The sequence below is a fragment of the Gluconacetobacter sp. genome (assembly GCF_047721585.1).
Taxonomy (GTDB): domain Bacteria; phylum Pseudomonadota; class Alphaproteobacteria; order Acetobacterales; family Acetobacteraceae; genus Gluconacetobacter; species Gluconacetobacter dulcium.
In genome coordinates this window covers 1-17,594 of the sequence record NZ_JBDNXE010000038.1, presented here as the reverse complement: position 1 = coordinate 17,594, position 17,594 = coordinate 1, and the positions used below count along the sequence as shown (strand labels likewise).

At 63.1% G+C, this 17,594-nt stretch carries 14 protein-coding genes; 5 read left to right on the top strand and 9 right to left on the bottom strand.

Annotated features, from left to right (window positions below):
• Position 1: 1 nt before the first annotated feature.
• Both ABF821_RS09245 and ABF821_RS09240 read right to left on the bottom strand, forming a co-directional pair.
• Complete coding sequence (locus tag ABF821_RS09245) at positions 2-1,162, bottom strand: amine dehydrogenase large subunit (protein WP_415529799.1); 1,161 nt, start codon at positions 1,160-1,162, stop codon at positions 2-4.
• A gap of 82 nt (positions 1,163-1,244) precedes the next feature.
• Positions 1,245-3,803 carry a TonB-dependent receptor gene (locus ABF821_RS09240; protein WP_259654767.1) on the bottom strand — a complete coding sequence of 853 codons (2,559 nt, stop codon included), beginning with the start codon at positions 3,801-3,803 and terminating at the stop codon, positions 1,245-1,247.
• Positions 3,804-4,101: 298 nt separating this feature from the next.
• Between ABF821_RS09240 and ABF821_RS09235 the strand changes: the two genes are divergently transcribed.
• Positions 4,102-5,049: a LysR substrate-binding domain-containing protein gene (locus tag ABF821_RS09235; protein ID WP_415529798.1), complete on the top strand. Its 948-nt coding sequence runs from the start codon at positions 4,102-4,104 to the stop codon at positions 5,047-5,049.
• 57 nt (positions 5,050-5,106) lie between these two features.
• On the opposite strand, the gene ABF821_RS09230 is transcribed toward ABF821_RS09235, so the two are convergent.
• From ABF821_RS09230 to ABF821_RS09200, 7 genes are all read right to left on the bottom strand, one after another.
• Positions 5,107-5,874, bottom strand: coding sequence for a sulfotransferase family 2 domain-containing protein (locus ABF821_RS09230; RefSeq protein WP_415529797.1), 768 nt, complete (start codon positions 5,872-5,874; stop codon positions 5,107-5,109).
• Between the two features lie 241 nt (positions 5,875-6,115).
• A complete protein-coding gene (locus ABF821_RS09225; protein WP_415529796.1) occupies positions 6,116-7,297 on the bottom strand; it encodes a Wadjet anti-phage system protein JetD domain-containing protein in 1,182 nt (393 codons plus the stop codon).
• Positions 7,294-10,701 (bottom strand): ATP-binding protein, encoded by a 3,408-nt coding sequence (locus ABF821_RS09220; protein ID WP_415529795.1) that lies wholly within the window; start codon positions 10,699-10,701, stop codon positions 7,294-7,296. The genes ABF821_RS09225 and ABF821_RS09220 overlap by 4 nt, the downstream gene beginning before the upstream one ends.
• Complete coding sequence (locus tag ABF821_RS09215; RefSeq protein WP_415529794.1) at positions 10,694-11,452, bottom strand: DUF4194 domain-containing protein; 759 nt, start codon at positions 11,450-11,452, stop codon at positions 10,694-10,696. Before ABF821_RS09215 ends, ABF821_RS09220 begins: the two co-directional genes overlap by 8 nt.
• Positions 11,449-12,924, bottom strand: coding sequence for a DUF3375 domain-containing protein (locus ABF821_RS09210; protein ID WP_415529793.1), 1,476 nt, complete (start codon positions 12,922-12,924; stop codon positions 11,449-11,451). Before ABF821_RS09210 ends, ABF821_RS09215 begins: the two co-directional genes overlap by 4 nt.
• Before the next feature lie 161 nt (positions 12,925-13,085).
• Entirely contained in the window at positions 13,086-13,517 is a 432-nt protein-coding gene (locus tag ABF821_RS09205; protein ID WP_415529792.1) for a DOPA 4,5-dioxygenase family protein, read from the bottom strand.
• Entirely contained in the window at positions 13,514-14,347 is an 834-nt protein-coding gene (locus ABF821_RS09200; protein ID WP_415529791.1) for an NADPH-dependent F420 reductase, read from the bottom strand. The genes ABF821_RS09205 and ABF821_RS09200 overlap by 4 nt, the downstream gene beginning before the upstream one ends.
• 384 nt (positions 14,348-14,731) lie before the next feature.
• Between ABF821_RS09200 and ABF821_RS09195 the strand changes: the two genes are divergently transcribed.
• Genes ABF821_RS09195 through exbD form a run of 4 tightly spaced genes read left to right on the top strand, consistent with a single transcriptional unit; the run spans position 14,732 to position 17,423 of the window.
• Complete coding sequence (locus ABF821_RS09195) at positions 14,732-15,976, top strand: PepSY-associated TM helix domain-containing protein (protein ID WP_415529790.1); 1,245 nt, start codon at positions 14,732-14,734, stop codon at positions 15,974-15,976.
• A complete protein-coding gene (locus ABF821_RS09190; protein WP_182974012.1) occupies positions 15,973-16,209 on the top strand; it encodes a hypothetical protein in 237 nt (78 codons plus the stop codon). The genes ABF821_RS09195 and ABF821_RS09190 overlap by 4 nt, the downstream gene beginning before the upstream one ends.
• On the top strand, positions 16,206-16,928 hold the full coding sequence (gene exbB / locus ABF821_RS09185; protein WP_182974011.1) for a tonB-system energizer ExbB: 723 nt from the start codon (positions 16,206-16,208) through the stop codon (positions 16,926-16,928). Before ABF821_RS09190 ends, exbB begins: the two co-directional genes overlap by 4 nt.
• Before the next feature lie 6 nt (positions 16,929-16,934).
• Positions 16,935-17,423, top strand: coding sequence for a TonB system transport protein ExbD (exbD, locus tag ABF821_RS09180; protein WP_182974010.1), 489 nt, complete (start codon positions 16,935-16,937; stop codon positions 17,421-17,423).
• Positions 17,424-17,594 lie beyond the last annotated feature (171 nt).

Sequence of the window (17,594 nt, the reverse complement as noted above, 5' to 3'; positions counted from 1 at the left end):
GTCATCCGTCATGGCCCGGCAGGAGGTCCGGCGCCAGGATCATGGCCTCCGAATGGGCTTCGATCGTGCGGCGGACGGCACCGGTCCGCGCGTCGATCACCGCCATGTTGCCGTCCGCCGAGGTGGCGTAGAGCAGCGGGGCGGCGTCACCGCTGACGGCGATGCCGCGTGCGGGCTGCGGCAGGTCGATGCGCCGGAGCAGCGTGTGGTGGGCGGGATCGAACTCCCACACCTCGGTGCCGTCGGTCTTGTGCGTCCAGTGCGGGCCGACATGCATCAGCACGAACAGGTGCCCGCTGGCGCGGTTCCACGCGAAGGGCTGCTTGCCGCCGGGGCGCCACGCCTGCTCCTGCACGCCGGTGCCGGCCACGGGCTGGCCGGCGGCCGCCTGGATCGACCAGGGCGCGGCGATCTGGGGCTTCGCACCCAGCATCACGTCATAGACCTTGCCGGTATAGGAGACGAACAGCGCGCGCCCGGTCGCGCGATCGACCAGTCCCTGCTCGAAGATCGGGTCGTTATTGGCATCGAAGAACGGGGCCGTGTGGGTCACGGTCGGCTTGTCGCCCGCATAGCCCACATTGGTCAGCGACCCGTCGCCGCACAGGCTGGAAAATCCGTCCTGCTTCCAGGGAAAGACCAGGGCGCAGCCGGGGATATCGACCGTGCGCGCCACCGCGCCCTTCGCCAGATCGACGATCGTGACCGAGGTCGCCGGGCTCATGTCGAAGACGTAGCCCCATCGGCCATCGGGGCTGACATCGAAATCCTGCCCCTTATAGACCGCCAGAGCGCGCGGCGGCAGCGTGATCTCGCGCCGCAGGGCCAGGGTGTGGGTGTCGTATTCCTGGATCAGGTCCTGCCGCGTGCCGTGATCGACGCGCGACCAGATCGTGTCGGCGACGTAGAAGGTCCGCCGGTCGGGCGAGAGCGCGATATTGCCCAGGATGCTGGCCGGCACGGTGCCGAGGATCTTGCCGGCATCGGCGTCATACAGCGTGTAGGAGTCCCGGTCGGTCGCGGGCAGGACCCAGTGCGCGCCGACCGGCGGCAGGGTCGCGACATCGCTCTGCTCGGCCTGCAGGACCGGCGACGCGGCCTGGGCGGCGCCGGCCGGGGCGGCCAGGACGGCGGCCAGCGCCGCGCGGTACGCGGTCTTCATGTTCCAACCCACCATCGCGGCTTTCCTGCCCCCTGTTGAACGTGAGGTGTCCGGCCGGTATGGCCCGGACACGCTGCCTTGATCAGTATTCGGCGCTGATCGTACCGAAATATTCCCGCACCGCGCCACGTTCCAGCGATTGGTAGTCGCCGCCATCGCCGGACTGGCCGCCGATCGGGAAGCCGTTTTCACCCATCATCGCGACATATTTCTGGTTGAAGAGGTTATAGACCTCGAACGCCAGGGTAACGTTCTTCAGCACGCTGAGATTGCCGAAGCGATATTTGGCGCCCAGATTGGCCATCCAGTATGGCGCGATATGCGTGTCGTTCATATACGAGAAATAGCGCTTGCCGTAATAGTTTACGTCGAAATGCGCGGATGCGCCCTTGTACTCATATGACAGGCTGGTCTTGTACATCACCGGCGGATAGGCCACCATCTTGGTGCCCTTGATGTCGCAATCGCCGTCCAGCGGGCAGATATTGACGTGATCGGCATAGGTGAAATGGTTATAGCTGATCGAGTTGGTCCAGGCGAGGCCGCGCGCCAGCCCCTCGAAAGGTTGCAGGGTCAGCGAGGCGTCCATGCCCCACATCACCGCGTGCTTCGAATTGACCACCGAGGTGACCGGGTTGTTCAGCGAACCGACCGAGGCCGAGATCAGGCGGTTGTAGGCATCGGAATGATAGCCGTCGATCGACGCCTGGATCTTGCGCGAAGTATAGCGGTAGCCGGCGACATAGCTGAAATCGCGTTCGTTGGGCAGGCTGTGCTGAAGCTGCTTGAACGTATCCTGCGACGAGACCGCCCAGGGCGAGACCGACCCGCCCGAGGGAGCCACCATGAAGGGGCGCATGTTCTCGGCGAAATCGAAATAGACCTCGTGACCCCGGCCGAAATGATAATCGAGATTGACGGCCGGCAGGAAGGCGGCGGACGATGTCATCGACCCGTTGGGCAGGCCGGCATCAGCCCCCACGCCCGTGCCGTATCCGGCATCGACATTGCCGTAATAGGCGCCGCCCGCCGTCGTCTGGAGCACCGAGCGGAAGCCGTAGGTCACCGTCAGCCCGTCCACGGGGCGCCAGCTATCCATGACATGGAACTGGAACGTGTTGGTGTTCCACTTGAAACCGTACCCCTGCTGGAAGGCGGGGCCATAGGTCGTGTAGGGGCCGACCGTCTGAAGCGGGGCGCCCTGGCCGTAGACCGGCTCGTTATACCAGAACAGGTCGGCACGCTGGGAATTGTTCTCGTACCAGCCGCCGACATTGATGGTGTGGTGGCCGATCTGCCAGATGAAGGCGCTGGTGAAGCCGAAACGCTGGTAGGATGGCTGCCAGACCTCCTCGGACAGCGGAGCGCCGGTGCCCGGCGACGGCGTGGTGGGGGCGCCATAGGTCGCATTTCCGTTGAACGCGGCGCCGTACAGCACGGTATTCCAGCGCAGACGATCGGTCAGCGCCAGGTCGGCGTTGATGTGACCCAAATAATCCTGCGTCGCCTGCCCCGCATCATAGAAGGCGGTTTCCGCACCCTGGTCCGTCAAGGCCCAGGACGCCGGGATCGTCGGGCTGGTACCCGCCGGGAAGATCAGGTTCGTGCCGCCGACATTATAGGTGCCGGGGCCGGTATAATTGACCAGACCGGAATTGACGTAGGTATATTCGGACGCATTGTAGCCGCCCCTATAGTCCGGCGCCCAGGATTCCGTCCGCCAGCCGGCATTGCGCAGGATGCTCAACGATTTGTCCGCGTAGCCCCAGACCGCGGCGTCGTTCCAGTTGAACGACGCGGTGATGCGGCTGTCGTGCCCGATGGGCTGGACAAACTTGGCGTTGACCGTCTGCATGAAACCCGGTGTGGCGGCGTCGTATTTCCGCTCGTCGGAGCGCTGGTAGGCGACGTAGAATTTCGTGCCGCTGGCGTTGAGCGCACCGCTGTCGGCGCGGACATAGGTGCGCAGACTGCCGTAACTGCCGAAGACCTGCGAAGCCTTGGCCCCCATCTTGTCCTTGGGGTCCGTGGTGTGGAAGCGCATCGTGCCGCCGAGGCTGGAATTGCCCGGCAGATCGACACCGCCGGCCCCCTGCGAGACCTCGACGCCCTGAATATCGTCGGAAATCCAGGCATCGGCGACATTGATGCCGTTGACGCTGACATAGGTCTGGTCGTTCAGCGGCACGCCATCCAGCGTCATGCCGATCGAATCCTGGAAGAAGCCGCGCACATAGACGCTGGTGCCCCAGGTATCGAGACCCAGCGGATCGCTGGAACTGAAACTGACGCCCGGCAACTGCCCCACCGCTTTCAGGATGTTGGTGCCTGCGACCTGCGATTCCAGCATCGCGCGCGTGACGCTGGTTTCCGCGCCATGCGAGGTATGGTGACTGGCCACGACATTGACCGCCTCCTCGGCGGCGCGGGGCGCCGCGATGGGACGGGCGGACGCATGCGCGGCCGCTGCCGGATGGGCGGCCCGGCCCGCGCCGTGGCGGGCGGAGGCATGGGCCGGCTTCTTCGCGGAGGGCGCGGATGCGGTAGCGGGTTCCGACGCCGTGCGGGCAAAGGCCGGCGCACCGGCCATGCTGCCGATGACACCGCCCAGGACTGCCGTTCCGAGAAGTCGCGCACGCAAGAATTGTCCGTTTCGCACCCAAACCCGTCCTGATCGCATGTGCCGTCTTTCCCCAACGCCGCGTCGCGCGTTCCCAATACTGATCGCCTGCCCGGAGCCAGTCTCGAAAAAAGACGGTGCCGTTGACAAGATATCTTGTTCAGGCACGTCTGCTTTTTTTTAGACAGAGGCGCCCGCGACACACACGTTAGTCCACCGAAATAATCCATGGGAGTTGCCTTCGCTGCCATTGTGGTGACAAAAAGGCACCACTATCCTGTTTCCCGCAGTCGTTCGTTTCCTCCATTCCTGGCATTTCATGGCAGACAGACGCCCTTTTCCGCCCTTCGGGCCGCTCCGTGCCTTCGATGCGTTCGGCCGTACGCGCGGCATCCGCCGCGCGGCGGAATGGTTGCGGATCGATCATGCCGTCGTCAGCCGCCATCTGCGCGCCCTGGAAAAATGGGCCGGCGTGCCCCTGCTGGACCGCGCGGGCGGCGGGCTGACCGAGGCCGGCCGGATCTATCACGACCGGATCGCCAGCGCGCTGGACGAGATCGCCCGCGCGACGGAGGCCCTGCGCGCCGGCGACCTGCCGCAACTGAGCGTGTGGTGCGTGCCGGGATTCGCCTTTCACTGGCTGGTACGCCGGCTGGGCAACTTCCGCACCGAATTTCCGGACATCGACCTGCTGCTGCGGCCGACCGATGCGCGCGCCCGGTTCTGGTCCGATGGCGTCGATGCCGATATCCGCTACCAACTGGACGGCCGGCCCCACGAACCGCAGCCGGGCATCCGCCAGGCGGAACTGGCCCGGCCGCCGGTCTTTCCGGTCGCCAGCCCGGAGTTCCTGCGTCGCGCGGGGCCGATCCGCACGGTGGGCGGCCTGCTGTCGCAACCGCTGCTGGCCGAGGAAGACAGTCATGAATGGCTGACCTGGCTGGCCCGGCAGGGGGTGGCGGCGCCGTCCATGATCCCGGCGGCCCGGCTGTGGCATGCTCATCTGGTGCTGGCCTCGGCGCGCGAGGGCCAGGGCGTGGCACTGGCCAACCCGTTCCTGCTGGAAGACGATCTGCGCAACGGTACGCTGGTGCGGGTCGGGCCGCCGGAGGCGCCGTTCGACGGTGTCGCGATCGGCGCCTATACGCTGTTCATTCCCGAAAATAGCTGGGAACGCCCGGCCCTGGCGCGCCTGCGCGCCTGGCTGGTCCATGTCGCCGGCGCGTTTCCGCCCGGTGCCGGGGAACATGCCGCCAGGGCCTCCTGAGAGGCTGACCGGACATATGGACTGGCGAACGAGAGCGGCCTCGATGGCCGCCCGGTGTCAGGCGGCGGCGATACGGTCGAACAATGCGATGTCCTGACGATAGGCCGCCAGGATGCGCGCCCGCTGCCGCTCGGTCGGCACCAGGCCGTGCGGCCGGCCCTCGTTCAGGCGCGGCAGGCGCACGGCCCCCAGTTCCGGCATCAGTGCCGACAGGTGCGCCACGTCCTCGATGCGCAGCAGGTGCCGCACCGCCTGCCGCCCCGTCCGGTCGGTGACGTACCAGGATTGCGGGCGGAAGATATGGTCCATCGCGTAGATCGAGCGGGCCTGCTCGATATGGTCCAACGCATCGTCAAGCGACCGGAAGCCCATATAGAGATCACGAAATCCGGGCGCCACCGTGCGATCCCGCGTGCCGCCGTCACGGGCGTAGCTGTAGGCCGACAGGAAGCGCTGCACCGGATCGCGCAGGATGGCGAAGCTGGGCAGGTCGCGCGCCAGGCCCGGCATCACGTCCTGATAATAGCGGATGGATTGGTGCGAGAGCGTGCGACCATACAGCGCGGTGGCGATCGAAGTGCCGGCATTCTTGGGCACATGGATGAAGAGGACGCCGCGCCTGGCGACCAGCGCCATGCGCTCGCGCCGCTTCCCGCCCATCGGCAGAGGGATACCGCGGCGTGCCGTCCATTCATGGATATCCGTCGGCAGGCGGAAACCCATGAGGCGGGTGAGACACGCGAAAGCCTGGGCGGACAACGACGCGGAGGGAGGGCTCTCCATGATCGCCTGCAACGGCATGATCGTCTTCTGTGGGGCAACCACGGTCGTTCCTCCGCTCGCAATCGCAATGGGTGGAGACAATCTAGCAGCAGAAAAAATCACGGAAACCCGTGCAGACCCCCTCGTTACAATTGGAAATTATTTGCAAGATGGGAAACAATTATTTCCAAAGCTGACCTGCGTTCCCTATTTTGCGGATAATGCGAACATATTCTTGTCAGTTTCCACCGATCCGGCAGCAGACCGCAGGAAACCGGCCGAAGGTCGCGGGCAAGGCAGGGGGTTATGGGCCGGCCAGTTGATCCACCACCCGTTGCAGATCGGAGAAATGAATCCGTTCCTGTTCAAGGCGCAGGTTGGGGCCGAAGCGATGGCTCTGAAGGGCGGTAAAAATAATCTGTTCCGATGGTGTCAGGCGTGAAAGCGTCCGCCGAACGGGAGTGGGTTCCGTATCCCAGAACTGGCGGTAGGTCTGAAAAGTCTGTTCATCCATTAGAAAGGAACGGGTATGTGGTAAAATGTCCCGGAGTTGGTCAAGAACGCCGAATCCGTGCGTGTCGATATCTCCCCAATAATAAACGGAGCAGTCTCGCAGCCAGTGGGCGCGCTTTAGGGAACCCCAGCAATATCCTGCGCCGAAGATGACCAGCGCATTTTCAAGCAGCGGAAATGCAAGAAAGCAATTCTCGTTTTCTACGATGAAAATGCGACAGCCTGAAAGGGGAAGCGCCGCGAAGCTTTCAGCGTCCAGGGTGATGTCCGGATGCGCACTGGCGGGGACCGGAGACAACGCGGCGTCCAACACCCGAAAACGCACACGCAAAGGTTTGGTGCGAAAGCCGTAGCAAGATTCAAACTGGGCAGTGCCCGAATATGACGCATTAACAGCTTGCGCGGGGAGGGTATTCCGAAAAAGATTGGAAAGAACAGCCTTATGTTGTTCGATAAATTTGGTATGAATTCCCGGTAGGTCGACCTGCCTCAGATAGATATTGGGAGCAGGGTTTTCCTTCATCCAGAGAGTCAGCGTTAACAGTCGCTGCCATTCCGCCGCGTGACGATAGGCCGTCAGAGCATTTTGAGAGAGCCAGTCCTGCAAGAAAGGTGCCTGTTGCAGCGTAAGGTCATGCAGAGCCATGATCTGTCGGGCCATGTTTTCTTTGCCCAGAAGGGCCAGAGCATCTTCCAATGTTTCAATAACGATCGTTTGCGGAAGTGTCTGTGCGCCTTGTACCCGGTTGTTGACCGTGTGCGCAATGAGCTTGACATGCGGTATGGATTTGAGTGTGTCCACCCACTCTCTGACGGCAGGCAGGCGATGCGTGATATCGGCTGCGCCTGGCGTGCGCAGGGGGAAGGCTAACGGGAACAGGCTGGTCCTGGTGATAAGGGCATTTGGCAGTATGCCCCTTTTCCACAAGCGCTCAAGATGTGCTCTGAGGTCCGCCTGCGTGGTCCAGGTCACGCAGGCTGGCTCTCATGCCTTGGCCGCTCTGGCGTTGAGTCATGCAGAGACGCCTTGTTGGCAAAATGCTCCTCGATACTGAGTACGCGCAGGCGCGAGTAATTCCCGTCGCGATTGTCGACAAAGCCGACACTCGAAACAAACGGTTCGATGATATGGATTTTCTGCAATGGTGTGATGATAAGAAGCTGCATGTTCAGTTGCTGGAAGAGCCGTAGACCATATTGGGTAGAGTCATCAGACCCACGGCCAAAAGCCTCGTCGATCACCACGAAGCGGAATGAGCGTGAGCGCACTTCCCCCCATTCCAGCCCGAATTGATAGGCCAGGCTGGCGGCCAGAATGGTATAGGCCAGCTTTTCTTTCTGACCGCCGGATTTGCCGCCGGAATCTGTATAATGGTCAAATTCGGTCTCATCCGCACGCCAGCGTTCGCTGGCAGCGAACGAAAACCAGTTGCGTACATCGGTCACTTTTCTGGTCCAGCGAAGGTCCGGTTCCGCCCGACCCTCTCGCCCCCGGAACCGTTCGATAATCTCTTTAACCCGATGAAAGCGCCGCTCGGAATATTGTTCGGTATCGTCTCCGGAAACGGAATTTTCCGTGCAGGCGCGCAGAGATGTCTGAAAATCCCGAATCTCCGGGTCCAGTGTCTGGTGCGCTTCCAGGCGGATATAGCGGTCCGGATTGTAGTCAATCTGGGTGAGGGAGGTGTTGATGACCGAAATGCGTTCCTTGATGATCTCCCGTTCCTGCGCCAGATGTGCGTTGAAATTTGCAATTTCGTTGATGGTGTTGACAGTCATGAGGTTCTTGAAGCGACTGACAAAGCGGGGCAGGTCATCTTTCTGGAGCTGTGCCAGCAATGCACAATATTCAGGGCCTGCTTTCACATTGCAGTCGATGTCCTGCGCTTCTACAGGGTAAGTCGTCCGGAATTCACGCATGTCGCGCAGAATACTGTCACGCAGGCTATCCAGCGTGCGCTGAAGATGGTCGATTTGTGTATCCAGCAGGTCACGAAGCTGCGTTTGCGCACTATCACAGGCATCGGGGCTGGTTAATTCAGCACCATTCATCTGTCGCTGAAGCTGGTCGAGGTCCTGCTCATGCTGCGGCGTGAGCGTATAATCGTCCAGCACTGTCCGGCAATGTTGCAAGCGTGCCTGGAGGGTTTCCATGGATTGATCCAGCCGCGCCTGCTTTTTGAACAGGACCATATAATCCGCTTCAGCCTGCCGCGATGTCTGTTCCGCCTGATCCTTCTGCTGCTTGAGTTCCCGCAGAACATCGGATGTCGCTGTCAGCGCCTCCCGCTCTGCCGTGAGCTGGGCTGCTGTCTGCGCAGCACCATGCCAGTCCAGTAGGGTATAATCGGGATAGCGTTCCAGCCTGGTCAGGGTCTCAAACCGTTCCTGAAGCATCTTGCGGGTGTTTTCGGCCTGCGCGATCTCACCGGCATGTTTCTGTATCAGCGCTTCCTGTTCACGCTGTTTCTCTTCCAGGGCCGCAATCTTGATGGCATTGTTCCACCCCAGAACATAACGGCTTCGGTCGTCGATCCGGTGGCGGTCGTCCTTCTCATGTCGCCCGCCCGGCTCCTTCACCTGTCCGGACCGGGTTACGGCCTTGCTGGAATGGCGAAAATGATCCTGCGTTTCACAGCATGTAAAACTGAAGCGGTGAGCCAGCTCGTTTTCCACCCACAGCCGTATGGGTGAGTCCGGATGGACTTCCAGTTTCCGGGCCAGCGTATCGGGCTGGCGCGCGGCATGCGCGCCCGAGCGATGTTGCTGGATGTGGTAATAGACCAGGCGGCCTTTCAGGTGCGTGCGATCAACCCAGTCCACCACCTGTGCATACAGATGATCTGGCACGAGCAGGGACAGCGCAAAGCCATGCAGCAGACGCTCGGCCGCACCTTCCCACTCTCGTGCATCGTCGCGTACGCGGATGAGTTCTCCGGCAAAAGGTAAGTCTTCGGCGGAAACGCCCAAGGCATCACAGAGCATGGCACGCATACGGATCTGCCGTTCGTCAATATTGCTCTGACGTTTCCGCAGGCTGTCCAGTTCGGTGACGATTTCGGCGTGCTGGTTCTTTTCCTCGTGGAAAAGAATGCTTTGCTCGGTCAGGTCCTTCGCCAGCCAGGCGTCCTGCTTCTTCCACTCGCCTTTCTGCTTTTTAAGGTGAAGAGCAAGCTCTTGAAACCCTTCGGAGGAATCGGCCGGCCTGACGTTGAGCTGTTCCACAAGCGTGGCGTAGTGCGCGGCATTCCTGCGACGCTCCTCGCAGGTCTTTTCCGCCTGCTGGATGGCGGAGGCCAGTTGCTCCAGCCTGTCGCCGCCATTGGCGTAGATAGCTTGCCTGATCTCGTCCAGCTTTTGCCGGCAGGTTATGCGGGTAGCATCCTGTTCCGCCAATTGTTGCTGGTTGGTTGTGGACACCTCCTGCTCGTTGGCGATCTGCTGTTCGAGCAGCGTGGCTTTCCGGCTGGCAAAATAACCCGGCAGAGCCTGCCTGAACGTCTTGAGTGTGTCGCTGCGGGCTTCACTGTCCTTGTGGGTGGCAAGGTCTTCGGCCAGGGGCGTCAGCAGGCTGATCTGTTTCTGGGCCTTCAGAACAGCCTCATGGGAGTCGTTCAGGTCTTCAAAATGAGAGATCAGGGCATGGATACGGTCCGTGGCATCGAACCGTGCCAGCATATTTTCCCGTACGAAATCCGTGATGTTATCGACGGATTTCATGGAGACGGTTTGCAGGAACAGATCCAGCGCCTGCTCGTTCTCAATCCCGAAGCGGCGGCGGAACCATGCGGCATACCGGTTGAAGCTGTCTTCGACTTCCGCCCCGAGCGCGCGCAGATTCTTGCGCAGTTGCAGGATGTCGGTGCCGAATCCGGTAAAATGCTCCTGAATGGAGAGTTCTTTTTCTACGGATACAAAAAACCGTGCCGGCTGAACCTGCTGCTTCTTGGTCCAGAAAACCTGTGCCAGCGTTACGGTTTGCAGGTAGCCGTCGTTTTTGAAAACACCAAGAATAATCGTATAGCTCTGTGTATCGCGCAGGCTGACAGACTTGGTGGAGCCAGTCGCGTCGTTGCGTTCGGACTTATAATGGCCGGTGACGTATGAGCGGAGCGAGCGTTCCCGCGTTTCCGCCCCGGCGGCCTTGTTATAGACAATGCGCTGTGCGGGCACGAGCAGGGTCGTGATGGCATCCACCAGGGTGGATTTGCCGGAGCCGATATTCCCTGTAAGCAGCGCGTTCCGTCCGTTGAGGTCAAAGCGCCAGACACGCTTGTCAAACGTGCCCCAGTTCAGCACTTCCAGACGATGCAGGCGGAACCCGGCCAGACGATCATCCACGGCAAAGTCTAGCGGGGCTTGCTGGGTATCACTCACGGTCGATCAGTCCTGCATCGGCATAGTCTGGAAAAAGCTGGGCGTCGGGCTCGGCGGCCTGCTCGGACGTGGCGGGCGCGGCCGCCGGGGGCCTGTCGGCCTGCTCCAGGCTGCGGGCATGTGCCAGGTAGGCTTCCAGCCGTTCGTCCAGCGTGGCCAGCCAGTCGGCATCAATATAGGCCTTGAGGATACGGCGCACCTCATAGCGCGGCGCCGTGCTGGCTGCGTCAGCACTGTCCGGCGCCATGGGGCGCAGAAAGCCGAGTTCCATCACACGACGGATGTAGGTTTCAATCTGCCCGAGCTGCCGGACTTCATTGCTGCTCTCCGGCAGGAAGGTCTGGAGCATGGAGGCGATATCGTTCCGGCTGAGGATAAGCCGTGTTTCACCGCCTATGGCATCAAACCGCACCAATTGCTGGCGGAGCAGGGCTAAAAGCAGACTGACATGAAAGGAGAGCGGGCGCCGCGCGATCAGGCGGGGCATGCGCGATGCGCCCTCATCCTCCTCCGTCTCGGGTACGCTGCGCAGATAGGCATAGCCTTCGGCGGGGTCGATCATCAGGACCAGCCCCAGCACGGACACATAATCCCGCACCTGATTTTGCAGATGGAGCAGGTGTCCCCATTGCCCTTCATCGTCCTCCCGGTAGATCACCCCCTTCAGCAGGGCGATGGCGAGTGTGGAGAGAGACGCGGGGGATTGAGCCGGAGCCTGCCCGTCATCCGGGGCGTCGATCGTCTGGCTCATGCCGATCTCACGAAAATCACGCGTTGAAGGGTGGCGTCGCGCGTTATGATGGATCCGTCAGCGGTCATGATTTCCCAGCTTACATGGTCGTTTGTCTTTTCATCAATGAGGCTCGCGAAGCGCTCACTGCTGAGTTGAAGATAGGCCACCAGTTCGGACAACCCCTGTTCCAGAGGATAACGGCGCAGCAGGGCTGCCAGGCTGACCTGCGGGGCTTCCGCCAGAGCCTGCTGAATGTTTTCCGTCAGGCGCGTCCGATCCACCATAACCTGTTCATACAGGGCCGTCGGGTCGGCATCGTCCGTTTCATCGTCGGGAAGCGGGTCGATGGTCAGGATCGTGGGAAGAGGGGGCGTATAAAGCGGCCGTTCCATGAGCAGGTCAGGGGAGGCCGACATGGCGTCAAGCCCGATCAGCGCCTCGTCGGGCGGGCCGTCAGACAGGTAGGGACGCATGGCGAGCGCGTGCGCCTCGATATTACACAGAATCTCCGTGATGCGCCTGCTTTCCTGCCGGCTCTGGTCATCGAGAAACTGACGCAGGCGGTGCGACAATTGCGCGACCGTGCGTTGCGTGTGTTCGCCGGCCTCTAGCCAGTCATAATGAATGCGGCGTAGCCGCGGGTCCGGGTGCAGGTTCGCAATAACCGGCAGGGAGAGAATGCGTTCCAGATGCTGCGACAGTTCTTCCTGCCGGCGATTGGACATGAGGAAGTTCCAGAAGGCCTGAAAACTGCGTCCCTGGTCGGACTCATTGATCAGGTCGTGCTGGGCCAGGATTTCATCCAGCAGGGCGCCCTTGGTGCCGTCCCACAAGGCGACGCGCTCTCGCACGGCGCGGTCCAGACGGCGAAAATTATATTCCACCTCACGAAAGTCGGCGAGAAGGTCGCGCGCCATGCGTGTGAATTGCGAGAACCGTTCCTTGATGCCGGTATCGTCCATCAGGCTGAGGTCGCCGCTCTGGATACGGGCAATTTCCGCGTCGATCTCGTCGCGGCGCCGGCGCAGGTCCGCCAGGCGCTGGTCCGGGTCGCTCTGAGAGCCCTCATTCATCTGGCGCAGCAGGTCGAACAGGGTCCGCAGGCGCGATTCCGTGCCCACAAAGCTGCGTTCGGCCAGTTGCTCCAGCCATGAAAGGACTTTCTCGGTGGCCGGGGTCATGTCGAACACGGCATTGTCCGTGCCATGTTGGTAGAATTTTCTCAGCCAGCCTTTGTCGGGCGAAGCCCAGTCTTCCAGATACTCCCGCGCCGTTCTGGGAAACGCGGTCTCGTCCAGTTGCTGGCGGAGCGCATACAGCACGTCTTCCAGCGCTTCCGCCATGCTCTCGGCTTCCAGGCTGCGCACATTGGGGCGGATGAACGTCTGATGCAGAAAGCTGAGAATAAGCGGCGCATGGTCCGAGCATAACAGGCGCCAGGCGGCATTATGCTGGCGCATGCTGTTCAGAGTCGTGAAATCGAGCTTCATCCGCGCCAGTCCATATCTGATCCACCACCGATGCCAAGGGGGCCTTGTTACAGGATGCAGCCCTGCGAGGCGAGGGAGGCGGTTATCGGTGGTCTGGCGTGCCGGAGGAAGGCAGCGGAACCGGCTGCCTCATCGACGGCACATCGGGGCGGTCGGACGCCTCAATCAGTGCTTCCCGGACTGCCCGGCCGGGTATTCGGAAGCCCGGCGCCATCGGCCTCGGGCGCGCTCTCGGGCACGCGCTCGGCCAGCAATGTGCGGCGCTGGCCCAGCCACACCCCGTCGTGCATGTGGTCCCGGCGCGGGAAGCGTGTGTTCGGATGGATCAGGATGCTGAGCCCCTGATGGTTGAGCATCAGCCAGGGCACGAGCGTCGCGAAGAGCGTGGTGTCGAACGCGACCTGATACATGGGCAGGGTGTGCGGCCCGACCGGCACCTCATGCCAGCGGCCGAGGCGCACGACAAAGCGATCGGCGATGGCCGCGCGCAGGCATTCGGCGGCTGCCCGTTCGTCCGGCCCTTCGAAATAGACATGGGCGTGGTAACTGGCGATCGTCTCGACCCGCCGGATCGGCTCGGGCATCCGCGTCATGTGGCCTTCCATTGGGCAGCCCGTTCGGGCCGGGCCTCGGACAGTGCCTTTTTCACGCCCGCCATGTCCAGATCGGCCGCATAGACCGGTGTGCCGGGCTGCTGCCGCCAGGATTCGTCCAGTCCGCCGACATCGACCGGATCGAAGCCGAGATCATTCACCAGATCCAGCACGATCGCCTTCGCGGCGGGGTCGTCACCCGCGACCGGCAGGGCAATGCGCCCGTGTGCTCCCTGCGGTTTGCCGTTTTCCTGCAAATGGACGGAGTATATGTTGTTGAACACCTTGATGACCGGATGGCCGATTGTCTGCTCGACCCAGCGGCTTTCAGGCAGGCCGTCCTCGATCGCCGCAATCCGGCCGTCCCGTTGCTGGGGATAGTAGTTCCCGGTATCGACGACCGGAAAGGCTGGCGGCACGTCCGCGAACAGATCGTGGGGCAAATGGGGAACGTTCTTCTCCGGGATCGTCAGCACGATCAGATCGACGTCCTTTACCGCCTCCTGCGGCGTGACCGCGGTCGCCCCTGTTTCGGCCGCGAGGTCGCTCAGGGTCGCCGGATTGCGGGAGTTGGCCACCAGAACGGTATGTCCCAGCGCCGTCAGGCGCCTGGTCAGGGCACTGCCAATGTGGCCGGCGCCGATAATGCCGATTTTCATATGGGTCTCCGATGTCTGAGCATCTGTCGTAACTGTTGAGCTATGAACGACAGGCGACCGGGACAAGACCCCCAAGGAGCCGCCGGCAGGTCTTCCCCGTTCCGGAGCATCGGGCACGCAGGCCCAAGGGTCCCGAACGGGTCGTCCCCGGTCTTCCCGGCCGCCGAGCATGAGGTTTACGGCGACCCGTCCTATCGCTGGCAGGCGGCCGGCCGCAGCCGTCCCGCATGCGCCGAATGTGCCGGGCGCATTTCTGACGGATTCGTGAGTTCACGCCGTAAGGGCCGGAATTCCGTGCTTCCGGCGCCTCGCGCAGCGCACCCATCGGGCCTGGCCCGGATTTTTTCCGAATTTCCGTTACAAAAAAGCCGGTTTGAATCGTCTTAGACAATAGAGGCCCCGGTTGCGGTTCGACGGGGGCCGATGAGCCGGCCCTCGGCGAGGGCTCCCCTGCGGCGTGAAATGAGGATGCAAGACGTGACTATGCGTGGATTCTTGAATTGCGACTCATTCGTAGACGCATCTTCGGCGCCATTCAGCGGCAGGGTCTGAAGCATGACGACCGCCACGCTGCGTCGCTGGTTCGTCGTCCATAAATGGACGAGCCTGGCCTGCACGCTGTTCCTGCTGATCGTGTGCGTGACCGGTCTGCCGATGCTGTTCTCCGAACAGATCTGGGACGCCTTCGTCGGCGACGACGACCCGCCATACGAAGTCCTGCCACCGGGAACGCCCAATGCCAGCCTCGACGAGATCGTGGGCAAGGCGCGCGCGCTCTATCCGGAGCAGATCGTCACCAATGTCGCGCCAGATGACGATGAGCCCGCCGTTCTCGTCTCCATGGCCCCGTCATGGCAGGCCCTGAAGGACGACGATAAGTTTCCCGACCGCCATTCCGGTCACTGGATCAAATTCGACGCCCGCACGGCGAAGGTGCTGAAACAATCCCCGCCGGTCGACGCGCCGAAGGCGCCGCGCACCTGGACGGCCGCCATCCTCGGCACCTGCACCCGGCTGCATATGAACCTGTTCGCCGGCCTGCCGGGCGCCCTGTTCATGGGCGCGATGGGCGGCGTGTTCGTGGCCTCGCTGGTCTCCGGAACCGTGCTGTACGGCCGTTTCATGAAGCGGCTGCCCTTCGGCAGCGTCCGGCGCGATCGTGCCGCGCGCCTGGCCTGGCTCGACCTGCATAACCTGCTGGGCGCGGCGGCCCTGGTCTGGGCGCTGGTGGTCGGCTTCACCGGGCTGGTCAACGAACTCCAGACCCCGCTCTTCGGCCTGTGGCGCGTGACCGATGTCCGGCAGATCCTCAAGCCCTATGCCCACCTGCCGGTGCCGGCGCAGGACCATCTGTCCCCGGTGCAGGCGGCCTTCGATACGGCGCGCCGGGCCGTCCCCGGCAACGCGGTTACGAGTCTTGCCTTTCCGGGCGCCCCCTTCGGCAGTCCGGTCCATTATGTCCTGTGGACGCGCGGGGCCACGCCGCTACGGGCGCGCCTGTTCACGCCGGTCCTGGTCGATGCCCGGACCGGGAACCTGACGGGAGCCTATCCCATGCCCTGGTATCTGCGTTTTCTCGAAATCTCGCGCCCGCTGCATTTCGGCGATTATGGCGGCATGCCGCTGCGCATCCTCTGGGCGCTGCTGGATGTGATGGTGATCGTCGTCCTGGTCAGCGGGCTGGTGCTGTGGGCCGGCAAGCGCAAGGTCGCGACCGACGCCCGCCTGCGCGCCCTGGGCTACGATCTGGATGACGGAGACCAGGCCCCCGTTTCCGCGCTGGCGGAGGGCGCGCGATGAACGCCTTCCCGCCCGCACAGGCCCTCTCCGGCCGCCGGCCGGCGGTCGCGGTCTGGCCGTGGCCGATCGCCCTGGGGCTGCTGACCGTCTTCGGCCTGCTGTCGGCCCTGCTGGGGCAGCACGGCATCTGGCTGGCCCTGTCGTGGGCCGCACTCTCCCTTCCCCTCATCGTGACGGTGATCTGCCTGGTGCGGGCATGGAGCCGGCCGTCTGACAAAGGAGGTCGCTCATGACCGACCTGCCGTTCTCCCCGTGGGAGATGTTCCTCAATGCCGGGCCGGTGGTCCGCTGCGTGATGACCCTGCTGGCGGTGGCATCGCTACTGACCTGGACCATCTTCATCGCCAAATCGGTCGAACTGTTCCGCACCCGCATGGCGCTGACGAAGGCGGAAAAGACGCTGGAGACGGCGGGCACGCTCGATCTCGGCGAGCAGGGCACCCGCGAAAACTGTATCGCCCACACGCTGGTCATGGCCGCCGAGACCGAACGCCAGCGTTCGCACGACATCCCCGACGACCATGACGGGCTGAAGGAGCGGATCGTGCTGCATCTGGAGCGGCTGGAAGCCGCCGAGGGCCGCAGGCTGATGCGCGGCACCGGCCTGCTGGCCACCATCGGCGCGACCTCGCCCTTCATCGGCCTGTTCGGCACCGTGTGGGGTATCATGACCTCCTTTACCGGCATTGCCGCCAGCAAGGCGACCAGCCTCGCCGTCGTCGCCCCCGGCATCGCCGAGGCCCTGCTGGCCACCGCGCTGGGTCTGGTCGCGGCGATTCCGGCGGTGGTGATCTACAACCATCTCGCCCGCCAGTCGGCCACCTGCCGCGCCCAGGTGGCCGACCTGACGGCGCTGGTCATGCGCCTGGTCTCGCGTGACCTCGGCCGCATGCAGATGCTCACCGCCAGCGGGCAGGTGGTGCATTTCGGCGCCCGCATCGCCGGGGAGTGAGGCGCGATGATCCATATCCGCCACGCCGATGAAAACCCGCACGAGGCGAGCGAGATCAACGTCACGCCGTTCATCGACGTGATGCTGGTGCTGCTGGTGATCTTCATGGTCACCGCCCCGCTGACCACGGTCAACGTGCCGGTGGATCTCCCGTCCTCGACCGAAAAGCCGGCCCCGCGCCCGGACGACCCGGTGTTCCTGACCGTCAAGGCCGATCACGGCCTGGCACTGGGCGAGGACGATATCGCGGCGGATGCCATGCCGGCGGCGCTGGCAACGGCGACCAAGGGCAACAAGGACGAGCGGATCTTCCTGCGCGCCGACAGGACGGTCGATTACGGCACCCTGATGGGCGTGATGGATAAACTGCGGGCGGCGGGGTACCTCAAGGTCGCGCTGGTCAATCTCCAGGGCCAGGAAGAAGGCGGCGCGGCCGGTACGGCCCCTGCGGCCACGGTCCCCGCCGCCGTCCCCGCGCCCGGAGCCACGCCGTGAGCGATACGGCGGACATGGCGCAAACGGCTGACGGCGGTACGCTCCTGTCTTTCGCCGACTGGCGGACCGGGCAGCTTCGCCGCGAACGGCGGCGCGAGGTCGTGCGCTGGGGGGCATCCTTCGTCACCGTGCTGGCCGTGACGGGTGGCGTGGTGTTGTGGGTCATGCACC